Here is a 17,021-nt window from a genome sequence, read left to right as displayed (position 1 = left end):
TTCGCGCACCGCTGGCGGCCCCGCCGGGCACCCATCGAGCACCGCCCGTGATCACCGGTTCGTGCTGGGACGCCCGTGCGTGGCCGCCGCGGACCGGCCGGGCTCACTGCCGGTAGTTCTCGACGGTGTTCGCGCTGCGCAGATCCGCGTCTTCCGGGTTCTGGCCGGACTCCCGTCGAGCCTGACGCTGCCGGAGCAGGTCCCAGTAGCGGTCGAGCTGCACTTCGATGGCGCGAAGCCGGTCCCGTTCCTCCGTGGTGGCCTCGCGGCCGATGTGGTCGCGCTGGATGCGGTGCTCTTCGTCGATGAGCTGGGTGATCCGTTCGGTGATGTCGTCGTCGGCCATGGTGCGGGCTCCGTTCTTTCCGGGCTTACTCGCGCAGGGCGGTGGCGCCACCGGCCGGCGGGGGTGCGTAGGTGCCGTAGAGCGCCGGGTCCGGTTTCGGGGCGGTGCCCGGACCACCCTGCGCTTCCGGCTTCATCAGGTACTCGAGTCCTTCCGCGCCGAAGCTCCAGCCACCCTTGGAGCCGTCGGGTCCGTCGGACAGGTGCCAGACGGTGTTGTTGTGCTCCTGGTTCTCTTCGTCGAACAACGCGGTGGGAGCCAGCGAGCTTTCCAGACCGTCGGTCTTCAGTTCTTCGATGGCCGCCAGCCACTGCTTCTGGTGCACGGTGTCGCGGGCGAGGTTGAACTTCAGCATTTCCTTCACGCCGGGGTCGTCGGTCATGTTGTACAACCGGGCGGTCTGCAGTCGGCCTTGGGCTTCGGCGGCGACGTTGGCGCGGAAGTCGGCGAGCAGGTTGCCGCTGGCCACGATGTAGGAGCCGATCCAGGGCACTCCCTGGGAGTTGTTCGGCAGCGCCCCGCCACCGCCGATGATCGCCTGCTGCGGGTCCATCCCGCCGATCACCGCGGCCATCACCGGGTCCTTGACCGCCTCCGCGGTCACCGTGGACGGGGCACCTTCGAGGAGGCGGGCCACCATGGTGGCCAGCATCTCCACGTGCCCGATCTCCTCGGTGGCCGTGTCCATGATCAGGTCCTTGTACTTGCCCTCCATGCGGCAGTTCCATCCCTGGAACAAGTACTGCATGGTCACCGTCATCTCGCCGTACGCCCCGCCGATGAGCTCCTGCAACTTCCGGGCGTACACCGGGTCGGGCTTTTCCGGCTTGGCCTCGAACTGCAGCAATTTCGTATGCCGGAACACCGTGAACAACCTCCTGGGATCAGTGGGAACACGCGGCGTCTACCCGCCGCCGATGTCGTCAACCGTGTCGTCGACGCTGACCGGGATTTCACCCACCATCGGGCACACGCGCACGGCCTCCGCGGTGATCTGGTCGCGCAGCTTCTCGTCCGAAACGCCGGGCAGCATCATCAAGACGGTCGCGTGCAGGCCGTATCTCCGTTCGCCGTCGTGGGACAGCGTGACGCGGGCGGTGACCGCGCTTTCCGCCGTTTCCGCGTCGGCCGAGGTGGCCACCAGCACCAGCGACTGGTGCAGGCAGGTGGCCAGCGCGGCGGCGTACAGGCATTCCGGGTTCAGCCGGTCCTGCCCGCCGCCGGACGGCTCGCCGACGGGGAACCCCATGTCGTCGCGCCCGTCGATGCGCACCGTGTCGCGACCGGAAGTCGCTTCGGTGGTGTAGATCCGCTCAGTCATGACATCCCCGTTCGTTTCGCACGCGTCGGCTTCCCCGCTCGATCGGCGGCAAACAAGTGGTTGTGGCCCCCGAAGCCGGGTAGTCCGGTGCGCATGGACGAGACACCGCGGAACGACGACGAGGAACTGCAGGAGGACGCGGCCAGCCGGACCGCCATGTCGGAGGACGACACCGGACCGCCGCGGGAGCCCGAAGCCCAGCCGGGCCGGTCCGCGGTCTCCAACCGGCCGGAGAAGGCGCAGCCCACCGGCAACGTCGGCCTGAGCGACTATCCGCCGACCGGTCCGGGCGGCGACTAGCCCCGGCCGGGCGTATTCGTGAATCGCGCGGGTGACCGGGCGCCCGCTGACAATCGCCCGCTGACAATCCAGTGCGGAGGAGTGTGTTCGATGCGTGCGATGGTGTATCGCGGGCCGTACAAGATCCGTGTCGAGGAGCGGGACATCCCGCCGATCGAGCACCCGGGTGATGCGATCGTCCGGGTCGGCCTGGCGGCGATCTGCGGTTCGGATCTGCACCTCTACCACGGGATGATGCCGGACACGCGGGTCGGCATGACCTTCGGGCACGAGTTCGTCGGCGTGGTCGAGGAAGTCGGTTCCGGGGTCCGCAACCTCAAGCGCGGGGACCGGGTCATGGTGCCGTTCAACATCTTCTGCGGTACGTGCTGGTTCTGCGCCCGTGGCCTGTACTCCAACTGCCACAACGTCAACCCCAACGCCACCGCGGTCGGCGGCATCTACGGCTACTCCCACACCTGCGGTGGTTACGACGGCGGCCAGGCCGAGTTCGTCCGGGTGCCGTTCGCCGACGTGGGGCCGACGGTGATCCCGGACTGGATGGACGACGAGGACGCCGTGATGCTCACCGACGCGCTGGCCACCGGCTACTTCGGCGCGCAGCTCGGCGACATCGTCGAAGGGGACGTGGTGGTGGTCTTCGGCGCCGGGCCGGTGGGCCTGTTCGCGGCGAAGTCGGCCTGGCTGATGGGCGCGGGCCGCGTCATCGTCGTCGACCACCTGGAATACCGCCTGGAGAAGGCCCGCACCTTCGCCCACGCCGAGACCTGCAACTTCACCGAATACGACGACATCGTCGTGCACATGAAGAAGCTGACCGAGCACCTCGGCGCCGACGTCGCCATCGACGCCGTGGGCGCCGAAGCCGACGGCAACCTCACCCAGCACGTGACCTCGGCGAAGCTGAAGCTGCAGGGTGGTTCGCCGGTGGCGCTGAACTGGGCGATCGACTCGGTGCGCAAGGGCGGCACCATCTCGGTGATGGGTGCCTACGGGCCGATGTTCAGCGCGGTGAAGTTCGGTGATGCCCTGAACAAGGGTCTCACGCTGCGGATGAACCAGTGTCCGGTCAAGCGGCAGTGGCCACGCCTGTTCGAGCACATCCGCAACGGCTACCTCAAGCCCAGCGACATCATCACCCACCGCATCCCGCTCGAGCACATCGCCGAGGGCTATCACATCTTCTCGGCGAAACTGGACGGCTGCATCAAACCGCTCATCGTCCCGGACGCCGCCTGAGAAAGGGGAAACGACCATGGCCTACACCTCGGAACGGCCGGCGATCGCCGAATCGAGCGAGCAGTTGCGTGCCCGGATCCCGGGCTGGGGCGTCGATCTGGACCCGAAGGACCGGCCGTCCGTGCCGAAACTGCAATGGCAGGAAGACCGCAGTGGCGCCCATTGGGAATTCCCGGAACGGCAACCGGAAAAATGGCCGCGGGAACGGTCCATCGAGCACAAGTTCCTCACGCCGGTTTTCGGTACGTCGTGTCCGCCGAAAGGCCTTTCCGGGTTGTTGCGCAGGTTCGCCTACCGCCGGTTCAGCGAAGGGCGCGCCGCGCACTGGCTCATCCTGCTGGGCGCGGACCGGGTGGACGCCTGGGAAAGCCACCTGCGTTCGTTCGCCACCACGCGCCCGGACAATCCCATCACGGAAACCGGGGTGCTGAGCGAGTTCTCGCGGCACGGCCTCTCGTCGCGGTTCGGCCGGAAACGCGCCGATGTGCGGCACCACGCCCTCGACCCGGTCATCGTCGCGGGCCCCTGGTTGCTCGCGGGCGGCGTCGTCTTCTGTGTCGTCAGGGCGATATTCCGTCGTCGTCGCTGATCGGTTCCCCCGGAAAAGAGGTCCCATGCTGACCCGGAACGTCGCCCCCGGCATCCACTGCGTCACCGAGTCCCACGTCAACTTCTACCTCGTCGAAGAGGAAGGCGGGCTGCTCCTGGTCGATGCCGGGCTGCCCACCTCGTGGCGGGTGCTGGTGGCGGCGTTGCGGGAACTGGGCAGGCGACCGCAGGACATCGCCGCGCTCGTGCTGACCCACGGCCACTTCGACCACCTGGGCATCGCCGAGCGGGTGCGCGCCGAACTCGGGGCACCGGTCTACATCCACGACAACGACGTACCGCTGACCCGGCACCCGCGGCAGTACGGCCGCGCCCGGCCGCTGACCAAGTACCTGCTGACCCAGGTGCGGGCGATGCCCATCGTGGCCGGGCTGGTGGCGCGCCGGGCGTGGTGGCCGGCGCCGGTGCGCCGCGTCGAACGCATCCGGGACGAGGTGCTGCCGGTGCCCGGATCGCCGCGCGTGCTGTTCACCCCCGGGCACACGCTGGGGCACTGCGCGCTGCACTTCCCCGACCGGGACGCGGTCATCGCCGGAGACGCGATGGTCACCCTCAACCCGTACCGCGGCACCACGGGACCGCAGATCGTTTCCGGCGCCGCCACCGTGGACGAGGAACGCGCCCTGGAATCGCTGGGCGTCATCGCCGACACCGGCGCCACCACGGTCCTCGTCGGCCACGGTCCAGCGTGGACAGAGGGCGCCGGGAAGATGGTCGACCTGGCCCGGCGACACGGTCCCTCCTGACCGCTTCCGGGCCGAAGGCCGTCCAGGGGCGGCAGGCATTACTAGACGACTGGTCTACTCGGCTGCTAGGGTCTGAGCCATGCCGGTCACCACGCGCAACACCGACACCCGTCGGAACATCCTGGACGCGGCTCAGCGGATCATGGCTCGCCGGGGCTACTCCGCTGTGGGGCTCAATGAGGTGCTCGCGGAGGCCGGTGTGCCGAAGGGCTCCTTCTACCACTTCTTCACCTCGAAGGACGCCTTCGGTGAAGCGATGCTGAGGAGCTATTTCACGGACTATGTGGCAGACATGGACCGGGTCCTCGCCGGGGCCGGCGGGTCGGCCGCCGACCGCCTGATGGCCTACTGGCAGCAATGGCGGCAGGTTCAGAGCGTGGATGACTGTCAGGGCAAGTGCCTCGCCGTGAAGCTCGGCGCCGAGGTGGCCGACCTTTCGGAGTCGATGAGGCTGGCTTTGAAGGAAGGCACGGACGCTGTCGTCGACCGCGTCGAGCGAGCGATCGCCGCCGGTGTGGAGGACGGCTCGCTCTCGATCGATGGCGATCCCCGTGCCATGGCCCAGGTCTTGTACGACCTGTGGCTCGGCGCGAGCGTGATGGCCAAGATCCACCGCAGCGTCGCGCCACTGGACACCACCCTGGCGGCGACCCGTCAGTTCCTGCACCTGTAGGGCCTTCGGATGTCACGCTCGACCGGAGCGCGGGCATCTTTCACCCATCCCAAGACGACCGGTCTACTATCGAAGGAAGTCATGAAGGTACTCATCGTTCTCACTTCACACGACGAACTGGGGGACACCGGCCGGAAGACCGGGTTCTGGCTGGAGGAACTGGCCGCGCCGTACTACCGCTTCAAGGAGGCCGGCTGGCAGATCGTGCTCTCCTCGCCGCAGGGCGGCCGGCCGCCGCTGGACCCGAAGAGCAACGAACCCGGCTTCCAGACCGATGAGACCCGGCGCTTCGAAGCCGACCCTGAGGCCATCGCGGCGCTGGCGGCCACCGTACGCCTGGATTCGGTGTCAGCCGACGATTTCGACACGGTCTTCTATCCCGGCGGCCACGGACCGCTTTGGGACCTGGCCGAAAACGCCGACTCCGCGCGGCTGATCGAAACGACCTTGCGCTCGGGCAAGCCGCTCGCGCTGGTGTGCCACGCTCCCGGCGTGCTGCGCCACGCCGTCGACGAGGACGGCACGCCGCTGGTGCGGAGCAAGCAGGTCACCGGGTTCACCAACTCCGAGGAGGAGGCGGTTCAGCTCACCGAGGTCGTCCCGTTCCTGGTCGAGGACGAGCTCAAGCACCTGGGAGGCGTCTACTCCAAGGGCGGTGACTGGGAGCCCTACGTCGTGCAGGACGGTCTGCTGATCACCGGGCAGAACCCCGCCTCATCGGCGCCGGCGGCCGACGCCCTGATCAAGCTGGTCACCACGACCAAGGCGTGAACGCGTTCACGCGCGCGCTGGGGTGAAGGACCGTTCCACAGGGGCGAAGCTGGATCGCTCGCGCGTCCAGCTTCGCCCCTGAGGCTCGCTACTTGCAGAGCCGGTCCTCGGCCGGCATCTTGCCGTCGACCAGGTAGCTCGTGGTGGTGTTCAGCGCGCAGGCGTTGCCGCCCAGAACGTAGACGCCGTGACCGCTGCCGTCGACGCTCAGCAGCCGCGACCGGTCCTCGAACTTCTCCCGCAGCATCTCGCCACCGCGGTGCGGGGTGGGCCCATCACGCAGGTTCTGCACGAGAAGCACGTTTTCCGGCCCGTCGTCGTTGATCGCCACCGGCGGCTCGGCCGGTTCGTGCGGCCAGAAGGCGCACGGCGTGATGTTCGCGGTCGACGCGCCGTACAGCGGGTACTTCTCGCGGTCCTCGGCCACCGCCTTGCGGTAGGTGCCGACGTCCTCGGGCCAGTTGTAGTCGTTGCAGGTCACCGAAAGGAACACCGAGAAAGCGTTGTCGTTGGGCGACAACCCCGTGCCGCCCGCCGGCGCCGCGCCGGGCCGGGAGTTGAGCAGTGACTGCCAGGTCTGCGCCACCGATCCGTACGTCACCTCGTTGAAGAGCCCGCCGAAGTTGATGGTCCGGAACAGGCTGCCGTCTATTCCTTGCGACGGCGTCTTGTCGAGCCGCTCGGCGAGTGCGAGATAGGTTTCGCGCACCTCGTCCGGCGTGCGGCCCAGACCGTAGCTGTCGTGTCGGGCCGCCGCCCAGTTCGCGAAGGCAGGGAACACCTGTTCCATGCCCAGGGCGTACCGGCGCAAGCCCTCGCGGTCGAGGTGGGTGTCGCCGATGTTGCTGTCGAGCACGATCCGGTCGGAGCGCTCCGGGAACATCGAGGCGTACACGGCACCCAGCGCCGAACCGTAGGAGTAGCCGAGGAAGCTGGTCTTCTCCTCACCGAGCGCGGCCCGGATCCGGTCCAGGTCCCGAGCGGTGGTCGCCGTGGTCAGGTGGCGAAGGCGGCCGTCGCGGTCGTTGGCGGCGCACTGCTGGGCCACTCCCTTGGCGACCTCCGCCTGCTCGGTGACCGCCGCGTCGTCGACCGCGTACGGCGGGATGTTGCCCTGGTAGGGCCCATCGGCGGTGAAGCCGCAGCTCACCGGCGCCGAATGCCCGATGCCGCGGGTGTCCATCCCGATCACGTCGTAGCTTTCCAGCACGCCGGCGGGCAGGCCCTTGGCCACCAGCAGCGCCGAAAGCGTCAGCCCGGACCCACCCGGGCCGCCCGGGTTGAGCATCAGCACACCGCGCCGCTTGTCCGGATTCGTACTGGCCAGCTTCGAAATCGTGAGATCGATCCGGGTGCCGCCAGGATCGGCGTAGTCCAGCGGCACCGGCACGGTGGCGCACTGCAGCACGGCCGGGGCCGCCGCGGCGACGACGTCCTCCGGGCAGGTGCCCCACTCCGCCTGCTTCGCGGGCTCGCTGGTCATGGCGGAGGCCGTGGCCGGCGAAGCGCCCAAGCCGAGCACGACCAGCGAGGCCAGAAGCGCTTTGCGTTTTCGATCCATATCCGTTTCCCCCGAATCCGGTCAACTATTGACCTTGCAGCGGCAGTTGCACGTTCGAGTTTCACGAGATCAGGCGGCCGGTGGATCGACCCCAGGGCTTCTTCGCTCCTCGACCACGGTCGAGGGCGCGCTTCGACTCCGGTCGAGGCCGGTTCAAGCCGCCGGGCGGTTGAGGCGTCGGAGGGCCGCCAGCAGGGGAGTGCCGGCGACCGTGGCCGCCGCGCCGAGCGGGGTGTCGGTGGCCAGGATCCACCGGACGGTCCGCATGGCGCGGGTGAGCACTTCGCTGCCGCGTACCCGCATCTCCGCTTCGAACCGGCTGATCGCCACGGCCAGGGCGGTTTCGCCGGTGTCGGCCTCGCGCAGGTGCCCGAGAAGGCTCGCGGCGTCGCGGATGGCGGCGCCGGCGCCCATGCCGGCGGTCGGCGGGGTCGCGTGGACGGCGTCGCCGAGTGCGGTCACGGGGCCGGCCGGCCAGGGGGCGAGGTCGCCGGCCTCGGTCGAGGCGGCGTTGAAGCGGAACGCGGCCACGCTGTGCGGGTCGGCGCGGTCGATCACCTCCAGCGTTCGCGGGTGCCAGCGCTGCTCGCGGAACCGGGCCGTGAGCGCGTCCCGCAGTTCGGCACCGCGGAGGTGGCGCAGCGGCTCGGTGGCCGCGGACTCGGGGAACATGGCTCCCCAGATGTAGGTGGGGCCGGTGGTGATCGACATCCGCAGGTGCGGTGCGTCGAGCACGGCATTGCCCACCGGGTCGAGGAAACCGACGTACAGCGCCGCGCCCCGGGGGCCGATCGCCAGCCCTGACCGGGGGCCGAGCCGCTGCCGCTCGCCGGGATCCAGCGCGTCCAGCGTGGTCCTGCCGGAGAAGCCGATGATGCCAGCCGGTGCGTTGGTCGGCCCGCCGGCGAGTTGCCGCGCCACGAGCGAGTGGGCTCCGTCCGCGCCCACCAGCAGGTCGCCGGGCACCGGTGCGCCATCGGTGAACACTGCCCGCGGTGTGCCGTCCTCGCCGCGGTCGATCCCGGTGACCGCCCGGCCGAGGTGGAGGTCACCGCCGACCGCCTCGGCCAGCAGGCTCCGCAGGGTGACGCGGTCGATGTCCACACTGGACTCATCGCTGAGGTCGGGGCCGTGGCCCAGCAGCCTGCCACGCCGGTCCCAGAAGGCGTCCCGGTCCCGCAACCGCAGCGCGGAGGCCGAGGCCAGCAGCCGCTCGAAGATCTCCGGTGCGACCAGCCCCCGCAGGGCCGCCTGCGCCCGCCCGTCCAAGGTGATGTGGTAACCGCCCGTCGCGGTCACGTCGGTGTCGCGGTCGAACACCGCGACGTCGAACCCCTCACGACGCAAACCGGCACCCAGCGCCAGACCACCGATCCCGCCTCCGACCACAACGATGCGCATGTGCTCCCGAACTCCTTCAACCGCGGATGGACAACCTTTCGCGGCTGAGCCTGGCACCGGTGGTGGACACCGAATGGCCACCACTCGGCGATGATGGGGCGGTGGCAGACACCTCCCGGCGCGCACTGCGCCTGCTCTCACTGCTCGCGGCCCGTCGGCAGTGGTCGCTCGAAGAACTGGCCACCCGGCTCGGTGCGGGCGAACGCACCGTCCGGCGGGACATCGAAACCCTGCGGCAGCTCGACTATCCGATCGTCACCGTGCACGGCCCCGGTGGCGGGTACCAGCTCGGCGCCGGGCACACGCTGCCGCCGCTGCTGTTCGACGAGGACCAGGCGCTCGCCGTCGCGGTGGCCCTGCAAACCGCGCCCAGCACCGTGTTCGGCCTCGGCGACGACGCCGCGCGGGCACTGGACGCGCTCACCCAGGTCATGCCGGCCCGGCTGCGCGCGTCCATGGAAGCCCTGCGGCTGACCAGGCTGCGGAACTACTGGGAGTTCCCGGCGCCGCCCATCGACCCGGCCGCGCTGAAGACCGTGGGCGCGGCGGTGCGCCACCGGCACCCGCTCACCGTCGAAGTCCTGCGCGCCGACGGGTCTCGCGCCGAACCCGGTGACGGCGACTTCACCTCGGCCGTCCGGGTGGAGCCGCACCACCTGGTCGTCTGGGCCGGACGGTGGTACCTGGTCGCCCGCCACCTCACCGACGAGGCCTGGCGCGTGCACCGCGTCGACCGGATCCACGCCCGCGTGAGCAGCCGCACCCCGTTCACCGCCAGGGACCTTCCCGGTGGTGATGTCGCCGCGTTCGTGATGACCAGCCACGACCGCGGCGACACCCCCGCCACCTGGCAGTGCACCGGCTCCGCCCGGCTGAACCTGCCCGCCGCGACGGTCGCCCGCTGGGCCCCCGGCGGCTCGGTCGTCGAACACCTCGACGCCCACCACTGCCGGCTCACCCTCGGAGCTTGGTCATGGGCGGGTATCGCGGGCATCCTCGCCACCTTCGACACCGACCTCACCGAGGTGCAGCCCCCGGAACTCGTCGACGCCTGCCACCGCTTGGCGCACCGGTGGAGCACTGTCACTTCCGGCCCGACGCGGCACACCGAGCCCGAACCGGCGGTTGCAGCGGGTCAAGTGACGTCACCTGTTGTCGCCGCCGAATCCGCAAGTGGGTGCTCTGACGCGGCGGGTCTTGGTGGAATCACGGGGAACGTGGATCGTCAATGCCCGGCATCGCTTCTTGATCTAAGCCAGCCACCGGGGGCGGCACCACCGAGGCGGTGTTGTCCGGAACGGAGACGGCAAAGGAGCCATGGATGAATCCCGATCTGTTGCGCAACTACCTCGCCAAGTACCGCGTCAACCGGCGGGACACCCTCCGGATGGCAGGTGCCGCGGGAGCCGCCGCGGTCGCTGTGTCGGCAGGGGCGCAGCCGGCGAGTGCCGAAGCTCGCATCGCCCGCCCGGGCAGTCCTGACTCACCCGGCGATTTCGATGACACGCCGTTCGACTACGCCGATCCCGCGAACCTGACGGACTGGGCACCGAGCCGGTATGGCGCAGGAGATCAGCGAGGCAGTTTCAACGAGGTGACACCCGGCAAGACCGCGGCGGCGTTGAGTGTGCTCAAACCGGGCCGGCCGGTGCGGACGTACAACCTGGGAGAGCTGATGTGGAACGGCTTCCCCGCGTTCGAAACCGATCCTCGCCGTACCTACGAGCAGCGGCTCACCATCGCCGGGTACCGGCCGCCGCCGGGGTTCCAGGAGGCAGGTGGCGTGCTGATGACCACCGAACCGCTCGGCGCCAACAAGCTCAGCTACCACGAGGAGCGTTTCGCGGCGGAACTGTCGGCGAAACACCCGGTACCGCTGGCCACGACCTACCAGATCGCCTCCCAGCTCGACAACCTCAGCCACATCGGCGCGGCCGAGTACTACTACAACGGTTTCCGGGGTCCCGACTTCGCCGCCGGTCACGGCGCCACCAAACTGGGCAACGAACACATGGGCCCGATCGTCACCCGGGGCGTGTTGCTGGACATCCTCGGGGTGAAGCTGGCCGCGGGCCGGGCCGGGGATCTCGCCGAACCCGCCAGCAACGGCAAGCCGTTGCTGCGGGAGAACTACCGGATCACCGTCGAGGACATCAAGGAAGCGATGGAATTCGGCGGGATCGACCGGATCGCGCCGGGCGATGTCGTGCTGTTCCGCACGGGTTGGAACCAGCTACTCGCCCGCCGCGATGCGGGTGACATCCTCCGCTGGGAGGCCCCGAACGGGATGCCCGGGATCTATTTGCGGGAAGCTCGCTGGCTGGCCCGATTCCGGCCTGCCGTGATCGGCAGTGATACCTGGGCGCTCGAAGTTCTCGGAAACCCGGTCAACGACAACGGATCGGCCTTCCCCGTACATCAGGAACTGCTGATGCGCAACGGAATCCGAATCGGCGAGTCCTATGTGCTCGACGGCCCCGCCGACGACCGGGTGTATGAATTCGTCTTCGCGGTGACCCCCCAGTTCGCCGAAGGGGCCACTGCCGGGAACACCCCTCCGCTCGCGCTGGGACAGCCCCGACGCCGCTGACCTCGCTCGTGTAACCGAGTTGGCGAGACTTGACCCGCGGGAACCCGGACGCACCCGGTGCCTCCGGAAGGAGGCGCCGGGTACGTCGTGGAGGGTCACTGCACGTTCGCGCAGTGGTGGTGCAGAAGCGGGCCACCAGGGTTGTCGAGGGAGATCCAGAGGCAACCGCGGGCCACCGGTTGCCAGACCCCGCCCCAGGGGGTGTTGGCCCACACCCAGTGCCACTGGCCGTCGGCGTGGATCAGCGTGCGTCCGCCCATGCCGGTGAGCGGGTTCCCCGCCGAGTCGTAGAAGGCGGTGGTGGCTGCCACGTACCGGCGTTCGTGGCAGTAGGTGTGGAAGCCGCCCTCGGACCCCCAGTGGGTGACCGTGAGCTGCACGTTCGCGATCGCGCAGGCCGCTGCCGGGGTGGCCGCCGCCTGGGCGGGCACCGCGCCGATGCCAAGGCAACTCGCGGCCAGCACGAGTGCTGCCAGGATCTTGCGCATGGTTCGCTCCATTCCGCCGGTCAGCAGACGTCCAGCCACCAGATCGGACCGGTGAGCCCGGTGATGTCACCGTTGCGGAGCCAGCCCCAGCTGTTCAGCGAGGGCACCCAGGCGTAGGTCTGCCAGCCCCAGATCCCGTCGTGCTGGCACTGCGCGTAGATCAGCTCCTCGGCGGTCGAGCCGATCGACGTGGGACCGCCGTACTCGCTGAACACGATGTTCTGGCGACCGACCGCGATGTAGCCCGGCTGCGGCGCCGCCTGCGCCGTCGTTTCCACGGCGGTCGTGGGTTCGGCGGCGGCCGAGGCGCCGGTGGCGCCCAGCGCGCCGGCGAACGCGATACCGCCGGTCAGTGCGGCGGTGATGAGGTACTTCCGGAAAACGTGCATTTTTCCTCCCATTTTCGTGCACGTCTTGTTCCCGGGCGGGAACAAAGTCCTACGAGCCGACGTAAAGGGCATACCAGCGGCCGGAGGCCGGGTCGTAGTATTCCTGGCAGTAGTAATAGGTGCCGCTGCCATGGGTTATGTGCCACAGTCCGTGTGAATGGCAGAGGGTCAGGTCCCTGGTGCTGCCCATGTAGGTCACGGCGGATTCGGTGACCTGCTCCTGAGCGGCAGTGGGCTCGGCGGCCGCGGACAGTGCGGCACCGGAGGTGCCGATCAGCGTGAGTCCGGCGGTGAATGCGATGAAGGCAAGACGATTCTTGATGCTTCTCATGGTTTCCCCATTTTTTCTTCCAGTGAAAGGGCAGCCTGTGCGCGCGATGATCTTCGTGACAAGCCGCCCGCCGATTTCATGATCCCCCGTCCGGTCGGCGCTCGGACATCGAGGAAACGAAGTTTTCGCTGGAAGGCGGGCGTTGGCCACCCACAGTGAGTCCCACACTTCGGTAAAGTGTGGGGTTATCATGAAGCGTGGAAGTTCTGCGGGAATCGTTCGGTGCCCTGCTGCGGAGGCTGCGGGAGCGCGCGTTCCTGACCCAGGAGCAACTGGCCCAGCGAGCCGGTGTGAGCGCCAAAGCGATCAGCGCGCTGGAACGGGAGGAGCGCCGACATCCTTACCCCCACACGGTTCTTGCCCTGGCGGACGCACTCGGGCTGAGCGACGACGAGCGCGCGTGCCTGGAAGCGTGCGTCCCGCGCCGCGTCCGGAGAAGCACGAAATCCAGCGCCCCCGAGCGCGGTGGGCACGCACCCGGGAAGCCGGCACGGATCGTGCCGGGGCAGCTGCCGTCACCCGTCCGTGATTTCACTGGGCGGGTAGCGGAACTGACCGCACTCGACGCGGTTTTCGACTCAATGGACGAGCCCGGTTCGGCAACGGCACCGGCCGGCCGGGCAGTGGTCATTTCGGCGATCAGCGGCACCGCCGGGGTTGGCAAAACCACGTTGGCCGTGATGTGGGCACACCACGTGCGCGCCAAGTTTCCCGACGGGCAGTTGTACGTCAACCTGCGTGGCTACGATCCCGGACCACCGGCAACGCCCGGTGAAGTGCTGGACGGTTTCCTTCGCGCGCTGGACGTGCCCGCCGCGAAGATTCCGCCGTCCCTCGATGACCGGGCAGCGTTGTTCCGTTCCGTGGTGACCGGTCGGTGCCTGCTGATCGTGCTGGACAACGCCAACAGCGTGGAACAGATACGGCCGTTGCTGCCCGGTTCGTCGTCCTGCATGGTCGTGGTCACCAGCCGCGACAAACTCACCGGTCTCGCGGTGAGCGTGGGAATGCACCGGATATCCATCGACCGGCTGCCGGAGAAGGATGCCGTGGCATTGCTGCGCGCCATTGTCGGCCCGGATCGGGCGGACGCGGAGCCGGCGGCGGTGGCGCACCTGGCCCAGTTGTGTGATCGGCTGCCGCTCGCGATCCAGATCGCCGCCCAGCGCGCGGTCACCCGTCCCCACTTCGCTCTCGCCGAGCTGGCCGCCGAACTGGTCGATGCCGACCGGCGACTCGAAGTGTTCAGCCTCAGTGCCGACCAGTTCACCGCGATCCGCCCGGTGCTTTCGTGGTCCTATCGGAATCTTCCGGAAGCTCAGGCGCGGCTGCTCCGGCTGCTGGGCCTGCACCCCGGCCCCGATGTCAGCACCGATGCCGCCGCTGCCATGGCCGGGCTCGCGCCCGCCGTCGCACGGCAACTCCTCGACGGTCTGGTCGAGGCGCATCTGATCGAGTCCGCCGAGGTGGATCGGGTCCAGTTGCACGACCTGCTCCGGGCCTACGCCCGCGAGTGCGCCGAGGCCACGGACACCGCCGCGGAGCGGCACGAGGCGCTGCACCGCCTAGCCGGCTGGTACCTCCACGCCGCCGCGGCCGCAGACCGGCAACTGCACCCCGGCCGCCAACGGGGAGTGGTGGACGCGACGCCCGTCCCCGGGTATCCCGCCGTTTTCGGTGACTTCGACGCGGCGCTCGAGTGGTGCGAAACCGAACGGGCCAACCTGGTGGCGGTCGCCCGCGTCGCGGCGGAGACCGGGCTGGGTGCCGCGGCGTGGCAGCTCGCCAACAATCTGTGGAGCTTCTTCTACCTGCGCAAGTACTGGACCGACTGGGTCGCGGTGCACGAGACCGGCCTCGCGGCCGCCCGCGAACTGCGCGATCCGAAGGGACAGGCCCGCATGCTCAACGGACTCGCGACCGCTTATGTGGGCATGCGCCGGTTCGACGAGAGCTTGGACCACTTCCGGACCGCCCGCGAACTCTTCCGTGCCGCCGGCGACCGGTGGGGCGAGGGGATGGTCCTGGCGAATCTCGCCGACACCTACCTCGGTCTGTGCCAGTACACCGATGCCGCCGACTATGCCAGCCAGGCGGTGGAAGTCATCCGGGAAACCGGGAACCAGTACAGCGAAGGAATCGCCATGGGCAACCTCGGCGAGGCCTACCTCGGCCTGGGCGCCTATTACGACGCTCTCTGCCAGTTTCGCCGGGTACTGGAGCTGTGCCGCGTCATCCGCCACCGACACGGCGAAGCCGTCACCCTGATCCACCTCGGCGAGTCCCACCTGGGCCTTGGCGAGTACGGGAAGGCCCTCGACCGCCTTTCCGAAGGCCTGGACCTGGCCCGCAAACTCCGCGATCGGCACAGCGAGGCTCTTGCTCTCAGCACTCGTGGCATCGTCCACCACCAAACCGGGCAGCCCGAGGCCAGCCGGCAGAACTGGCAGGCGGCCCTCGATATCTACGAAGACCTGGGCGATGCCCGAGCCGAGGCTCTTCGCGACCAACTGCGCCACCCGCAAACCAAGAGCGGCTGAAGGGTTGTGTCCCGGCGCTACGCAACGTTCGCTTCGTTGGTGGGTTGGGAGAAGTAAATCGGTGGGATGTCGCAGGGAAATCCGCCACGATCGTCGGATGGGCGCGTTGGATGCAGTGGCAGGCAGGGTTGCCGGCGGGGCCACAGTGGCGTTCCGGCCCAGTGGCTCGTCCATGGTGCCGCTGATACGCAGTCGGCAGCAGGTGGTCGTTGCTCCGGTCGACCCGTCGAAGGTGGAGGCCGGGGATATTGTCCCGCCCGGGTAGCCGGGACGGTCTACTTGCACCTGGTGTCGTCCGTGGACCACGCCAGGAAGCGGGTGCAGATCAGCAACAACCGTGGCCGCGTCAACGGCTGGACCAGCCACGATCGTGTCTTTGGTATCTGTGTGGCAGTCGACGGTCTCACCCGGTCAGGAGTCGCGGGCAAGACGCTCGCGGCCAGCTCGAACGACTCTACCAGCTGGTCCGCGAAGACCTGGAGAAGCGGATCGTCGAGCGGATGGAGGGCGCGGCCGCTGCGGCGGGCGAGCGCGGGCAGCCCGCGGTGCGGGCGGCGCTGCTGGTGGCCTTCGACGCCGCCGTCCGGTTCACCGTGTGCCGGATCCTCGGTGAGCAGCCGCCGGTGGAGCGCGACGACCCGGTCGCCGCGGCACTGCGGCCGTTGCTGACCAAGCACAAGGCACCCGTCGCGGACATACTGGCCGCGGCCTGGCGAGCCGCGCTGCTCGTGGTCGCGAGCGGCACGCCCGCCGCGACCGCGCGCGCGTCGCTGACGTTCGTGCTCGACCCCGGAAAGTAAGAGGGCGCGCATCCTCTCAACGGCTCAGCCGGTTTCGTCGGTGACCGAGTGCGGGGCGCCGACCGGCTTGGATTCGGGGAGCCGGGCTGGCGAGCTGCGGTGAGCAACTGGTCCCAGCCGCGCTCGTGCGGGCCCCAGCGTGTTTCGGCGCCGGCGGCGTCGAGGTGCTGGCCGCGCGGGTGGCCGGACCGCCCCGCTTGCGCGGGGAAGACGCAGGCCGGGAAGGCGGGCGCCATCCGGGAAACGGGCCACCCCGCTCGCACGGGGACCACACGGTGTGTCGACGTACTGGTGCGGGCTCACCCAGGGACTACCCCCGCTCGCGCGGGGGAAGACGCGCCCGCCATGGCGATCGCCATCTTCGAGGCGGGACCACCCCCCGCTCGCGCGGGGAAGACCGTGTGATCTCGCAACGTTGCTAGTTCGCAAGGGGACCACCCCCGCTCGCGCGGGGAAGACGCTTCCTGACCTGCGTTGATACGGAGCGAAACGTCGTTTCTGGTGGACTACTGAAGCGGGATGTGCGTGGGGTTGTCAAGCTGGACGCGAGGGTGCAGCCAAGCTCGCGTTTCGCGGCATTGCCGGAACGTGGCTGGCGAACTGAGTTGTGCCGCACGGCATAACGCTAGCCCGGTCGCGGCTCGGCGCTGACGACTCGACGCAGTGGCTACTCTGAGGTCGGCTGGCAGGCGATGGGCACTTCTGGTCCAGCCTTCGAGGGCGCGCGCCCGCTCGTGCGGGCGGTGAACTTTTCGACCCGTTTGGTGTGCTGCTTCCCCAGCGCGGCAAGGCACCGCAGCGCGATGGTGCACTGCGTGGCGTCGAATCGGGCACGGTTGCCTGGTGTGACGCCGACTCGGCTTCGGCGTTAGTCGAGCGCGTTGTGGGGGGATGACGTGGCCGTTGATGTGCTTGC

At 69.0% G+C, this 17,021-nt stretch carries 18 protein-coding genes; 10 read left to right on the top strand and 8 right to left on the bottom strand.

The features are described 5' to 3' along the window. Positions 1-103 precede the first annotated feature (103 nt). Genes L3Q67_RS41910 through L3Q67_RS41900 form a run of 3 tightly spaced genes read right to left on the bottom strand, consistent with a single transcriptional unit; the run spans position 104 to position 1,667 of the window. Positions 104-346, bottom strand: a complete 243-nt coding sequence (locus L3Q67_RS41910) for a DUF2630 family protein (protein WP_499186933.1) — start codon at positions 344-346, stop codon at positions 104-106. A gap of 25 nt (positions 347-371) precedes the next feature. Continuing rightward, complete coding sequence (locus L3Q67_RS41905; RefSeq protein ID WP_499186932.1) at positions 372-1,211, bottom strand: manganese catalase family protein; 840 nt, start codon at positions 1,209-1,211, stop codon at positions 372-374. 39 nt (positions 1,212-1,250) lie between these two features. Further along, positions 1,251-1,667, bottom strand: coding sequence for an OsmC family protein (locus L3Q67_RS41900; protein WP_499186931.1), 417 nt, complete (start codon positions 1,665-1,667; stop codon positions 1,251-1,253). A 93-nt stretch (positions 1,668-1,760) separates the two neighbouring features. Between L3Q67_RS41900 and L3Q67_RS41895 the strand changes: the two genes are divergently transcribed. From L3Q67_RS41895 to L3Q67_RS41870, 6 genes are all read left to right on the top strand, one after another. Continuing rightward, the gene (locus L3Q67_RS41895) at positions 1,761-1,967 is read left to right on the top strand and encodes a hypothetical protein (RefSeq protein WP_499186930.1); all 207 of its coding nucleotides are present in this window, start codon (positions 1,761-1,763) and stop codon (positions 1,965-1,967) included. 90 nt (positions 1,968-2,057) lie between these two features. Further along, on the top strand, positions 2,058-3,206 hold the full coding sequence (locus tag L3Q67_RS41890; RefSeq protein ID WP_499186929.1) for a zinc-dependent alcohol dehydrogenase: 1,149 nt from the start codon (positions 2,058-2,060) through the stop codon (positions 3,204-3,206). 16 nt (positions 3,207-3,222) lie between these two features. Continuing rightward, entirely contained in the window at positions 3,223-3,795 is a 573-nt protein-coding gene (locus tag L3Q67_RS41885) for a hypothetical protein (protein ID WP_499186928.1), read from the top strand. A 25-nt stretch (positions 3,796-3,820) separates the two neighbouring features. Continuing rightward, a complete protein-coding gene (locus tag L3Q67_RS41880) occupies positions 3,821-4,561 on the top strand; it encodes an MBL fold metallo-hydrolase (protein WP_499186927.1) in 741 nt (246 codons plus the stop codon). A gap of 79 nt (positions 4,562-4,640) precedes the next feature. After that, a complete protein-coding gene (locus L3Q67_RS41875; protein ID WP_499186926.1) occupies positions 4,641-5,234 on the top strand; it encodes a TetR/AcrR family transcriptional regulator in 594 nt (197 codons plus the stop codon). An 81-nt stretch (positions 5,235-5,315) separates the two neighbouring features. Further along, positions 5,316-6,005: a type 1 glutamine amidotransferase domain-containing protein gene (locus L3Q67_RS41870; RefSeq protein ID WP_499186925.1), complete on the top strand. Its 690-nt coding sequence runs from the start codon at positions 5,316-5,318 to the stop codon at positions 6,003-6,005. Positions 6,006-6,093: 88 nt separating this feature from the next. On the opposite strand, the gene L3Q67_RS41865 is transcribed toward L3Q67_RS41870, so the two are convergent. Next, positions 6,094-7,566, bottom strand: a complete 1,473-nt coding sequence (locus L3Q67_RS41865; protein WP_499186924.1) for an alpha/beta hydrolase — start codon at positions 7,564-7,566, stop codon at positions 6,094-6,096. Between the two features lie 153 nt (positions 7,567-7,719). After that, positions 7,720-8,967 (bottom strand): FAD-dependent oxidoreductase, encoded by a 1,248-nt coding sequence (locus L3Q67_RS41860; RefSeq protein WP_499186923.1) that lies wholly within the window; start codon positions 8,965-8,967, stop codon positions 7,720-7,722. 26 nt (positions 8,968-8,993) lie between these two features. Between L3Q67_RS41860 and L3Q67_RS41855 the strand changes: the two genes are divergently transcribed. Together L3Q67_RS41855 and L3Q67_RS41850 are read left to right on the top strand one after the other, a co-directional pair. Beyond that, positions 8,994-10,292, top strand: a complete 1,299-nt coding sequence (locus tag L3Q67_RS41855; RefSeq protein ID WP_499186922.1) for a helix-turn-helix transcriptional regulator — start codon at positions 8,994-8,996, stop codon at positions 10,290-10,292. After that, the gene (locus tag L3Q67_RS41850; protein WP_499186921.1) at positions 10,289-11,557 is read left to right on the top strand and encodes a cyclase family protein; all 1,269 of its coding nucleotides are present in this window, start codon (positions 10,289-10,291) and stop codon (positions 11,555-11,557) included. Before L3Q67_RS41855 ends, L3Q67_RS41850 begins: the two co-directional genes overlap by 4 nt. 95 nt (positions 11,558-11,652) lie before the next feature. Here L3Q67_RS41850 and L3Q67_RS41845 read toward each other — a convergent pair whose 3' ends face one another. Genes L3Q67_RS41845 through L3Q67_RS41835 form a run of 3 tightly spaced genes read right to left on the bottom strand, consistent with a single transcriptional unit; the run spans position 11,653 to position 12,765 of the window. Then, complete coding sequence (locus L3Q67_RS41845) at positions 11,653-12,045, bottom strand: hypothetical protein (protein WP_499186920.1); 393 nt, start codon at positions 12,043-12,045, stop codon at positions 11,653-11,655. 20 nt (positions 12,046-12,065) lie between these two features. Then, positions 12,066-12,434 carry a hypothetical protein gene (locus tag L3Q67_RS41840; protein ID WP_499186919.1) on the bottom strand — a complete coding sequence of 123 codons (369 nt, stop codon included), beginning with the start codon at positions 12,432-12,434 and terminating at the stop codon, positions 12,066-12,068. A gap of 49 nt (positions 12,435-12,483) precedes the next feature. After that, positions 12,484-12,765 carry a hypothetical protein gene (locus tag L3Q67_RS41835; protein ID WP_499186918.1) on the bottom strand — a complete coding sequence of 94 codons (282 nt, stop codon included), beginning with the start codon at positions 12,763-12,765 and terminating at the stop codon, positions 12,484-12,486. 197 nt (positions 12,766-12,962) lie between these two features. Between L3Q67_RS41835 and L3Q67_RS41830 the strand changes: the two genes are divergently transcribed. Together L3Q67_RS41830 and L3Q67_RS41825 are read left to right on the top strand one after the other, a co-directional pair. Next, positions 12,963-15,305: an ATP-binding protein gene (locus L3Q67_RS41830; protein ID WP_499186917.1), complete on the top strand. Its 2,343-nt coding sequence runs from the start codon at positions 12,963-12,965 to the stop codon at positions 15,303-15,305. A gap of 500 nt (positions 15,306-15,805) precedes the next feature. Further along, positions 15,806-16,105 carry a hypothetical protein gene (locus L3Q67_RS41825; RefSeq protein ID WP_499186916.1) on the top strand — a complete coding sequence of 100 codons (300 nt, stop codon included), beginning with the start codon at positions 15,806-15,808 and terminating at the stop codon, positions 16,103-16,105. Positions 16,106-17,021: the final 916 nt, after the last annotated feature.

It is taken from the genome of Saccharothrix sp. AJ9571 (assembly GCF_021725495.1).
Lineage (GTDB): Bacteria > Actinomycetota > Actinomycetes > Mycobacteriales > Pseudonocardiaceae > Amycolatopsis > Amycolatopsis magusensis.
The sequence above is the reverse complement of the archived record's forward strand: the minus strand, read 5'-3'. Positions and strand labels throughout refer to the sequence as shown.

Coding starts and splice junctions, on each gene's coding strand:
- L3Q67_RS41910 (WP_499186933.1), bottom strand. CDS start 346: ATGGCCGACGACGACATCACCGAACGGATCACCCAGCTCATCGACGAA.
- L3Q67_RS41900 (WP_499186931.1), bottom strand. CDS start 1,667: ATGACTGAGCGGATCTACACCACCGAAGCGACTTCCGGTCGCGACACG.
- L3Q67_RS41895 (WP_499186930.1), top strand. CDS start 1,761: ATGGACGAGACACCGCGGAACGACGACGAGGAACTGCAGGAGGACGCG.
- L3Q67_RS41890 (WP_499186929.1), top strand. CDS start 2,058: ATGCGTGCGATGGTGTATCGCGGGCCGTACAAGATCCGTGTCGAGGAG.
- L3Q67_RS41885 (WP_499186928.1), top strand. CDS start 3,223: ATGGCCTACACCTCGGAACGGCCGGCGATCGCCGAATCGAGCGAGCAG.
- L3Q67_RS41880 (WP_499186927.1), top strand. CDS start 3,821: ATGCTGACCCGGAACGTCGCCCCCGGCATCCACTGCGTCACCGAGTCC.
- L3Q67_RS41875 (WP_499186926.1), top strand. CDS start 4,641: ATGCCGGTCACCACGCGCAACACCGACACCCGTCGGAACATCCTGGAC.
- L3Q67_RS41870 (WP_499186925.1), top strand. CDS start 5,316: ATGAAGGTACTCATCGTTCTCACTTCACACGACGAACTGGGGGACACC.
- L3Q67_RS41865 (WP_499186924.1), bottom strand. CDS start 7,566: ATGGATCGAAAACGCAAAGCGCTTCTGGCCTCGCTGGTCGTGCTCGGC.
- L3Q67_RS41860 (WP_499186923.1), bottom strand. CDS start 8,967: ATGCGCATCGTTGTGGTCGGAGGCGGGATCGGTGGTCTGGCGCTGGGT.
- L3Q67_RS41855 (WP_499186922.1), top strand. CDS start 8,994: ATGGACAACCTTTCGCGGCTGAGCCTGGCACCGGTGGTGGACACCGAA.
- L3Q67_RS41850 (WP_499186921.1), top strand. CDS start 10,289: ATGAATCCCGATCTGTTGCGCAACTACCTCGCCAAGTACCGCGTCAAC.
- L3Q67_RS41845 (WP_499186920.1), bottom strand. CDS start 12,045: ATGCGCAAGATCCTGGCAGCACTCGTGCTGGCCGCGAGTTGCCTTGGC.
- L3Q67_RS41840 (WP_499186919.1), bottom strand. CDS start 12,434: ATGCACGTTTTCCGGAAGTACCTCATCACCGCCGCACTGACCGGCGGT.
- L3Q67_RS41835 (WP_499186918.1), bottom strand. CDS start 12,765: ATGAGAAGCATCAAGAATCGTCTTGCCTTCATCGCATTCACCGCCGGA.
- L3Q67_RS41825 (WP_499186916.1), top strand. CDS start 15,806: ATGGAGGGCGCGGCCGCTGCGGCGGGCGAGCGCGGGCAGCCCGCGGTG.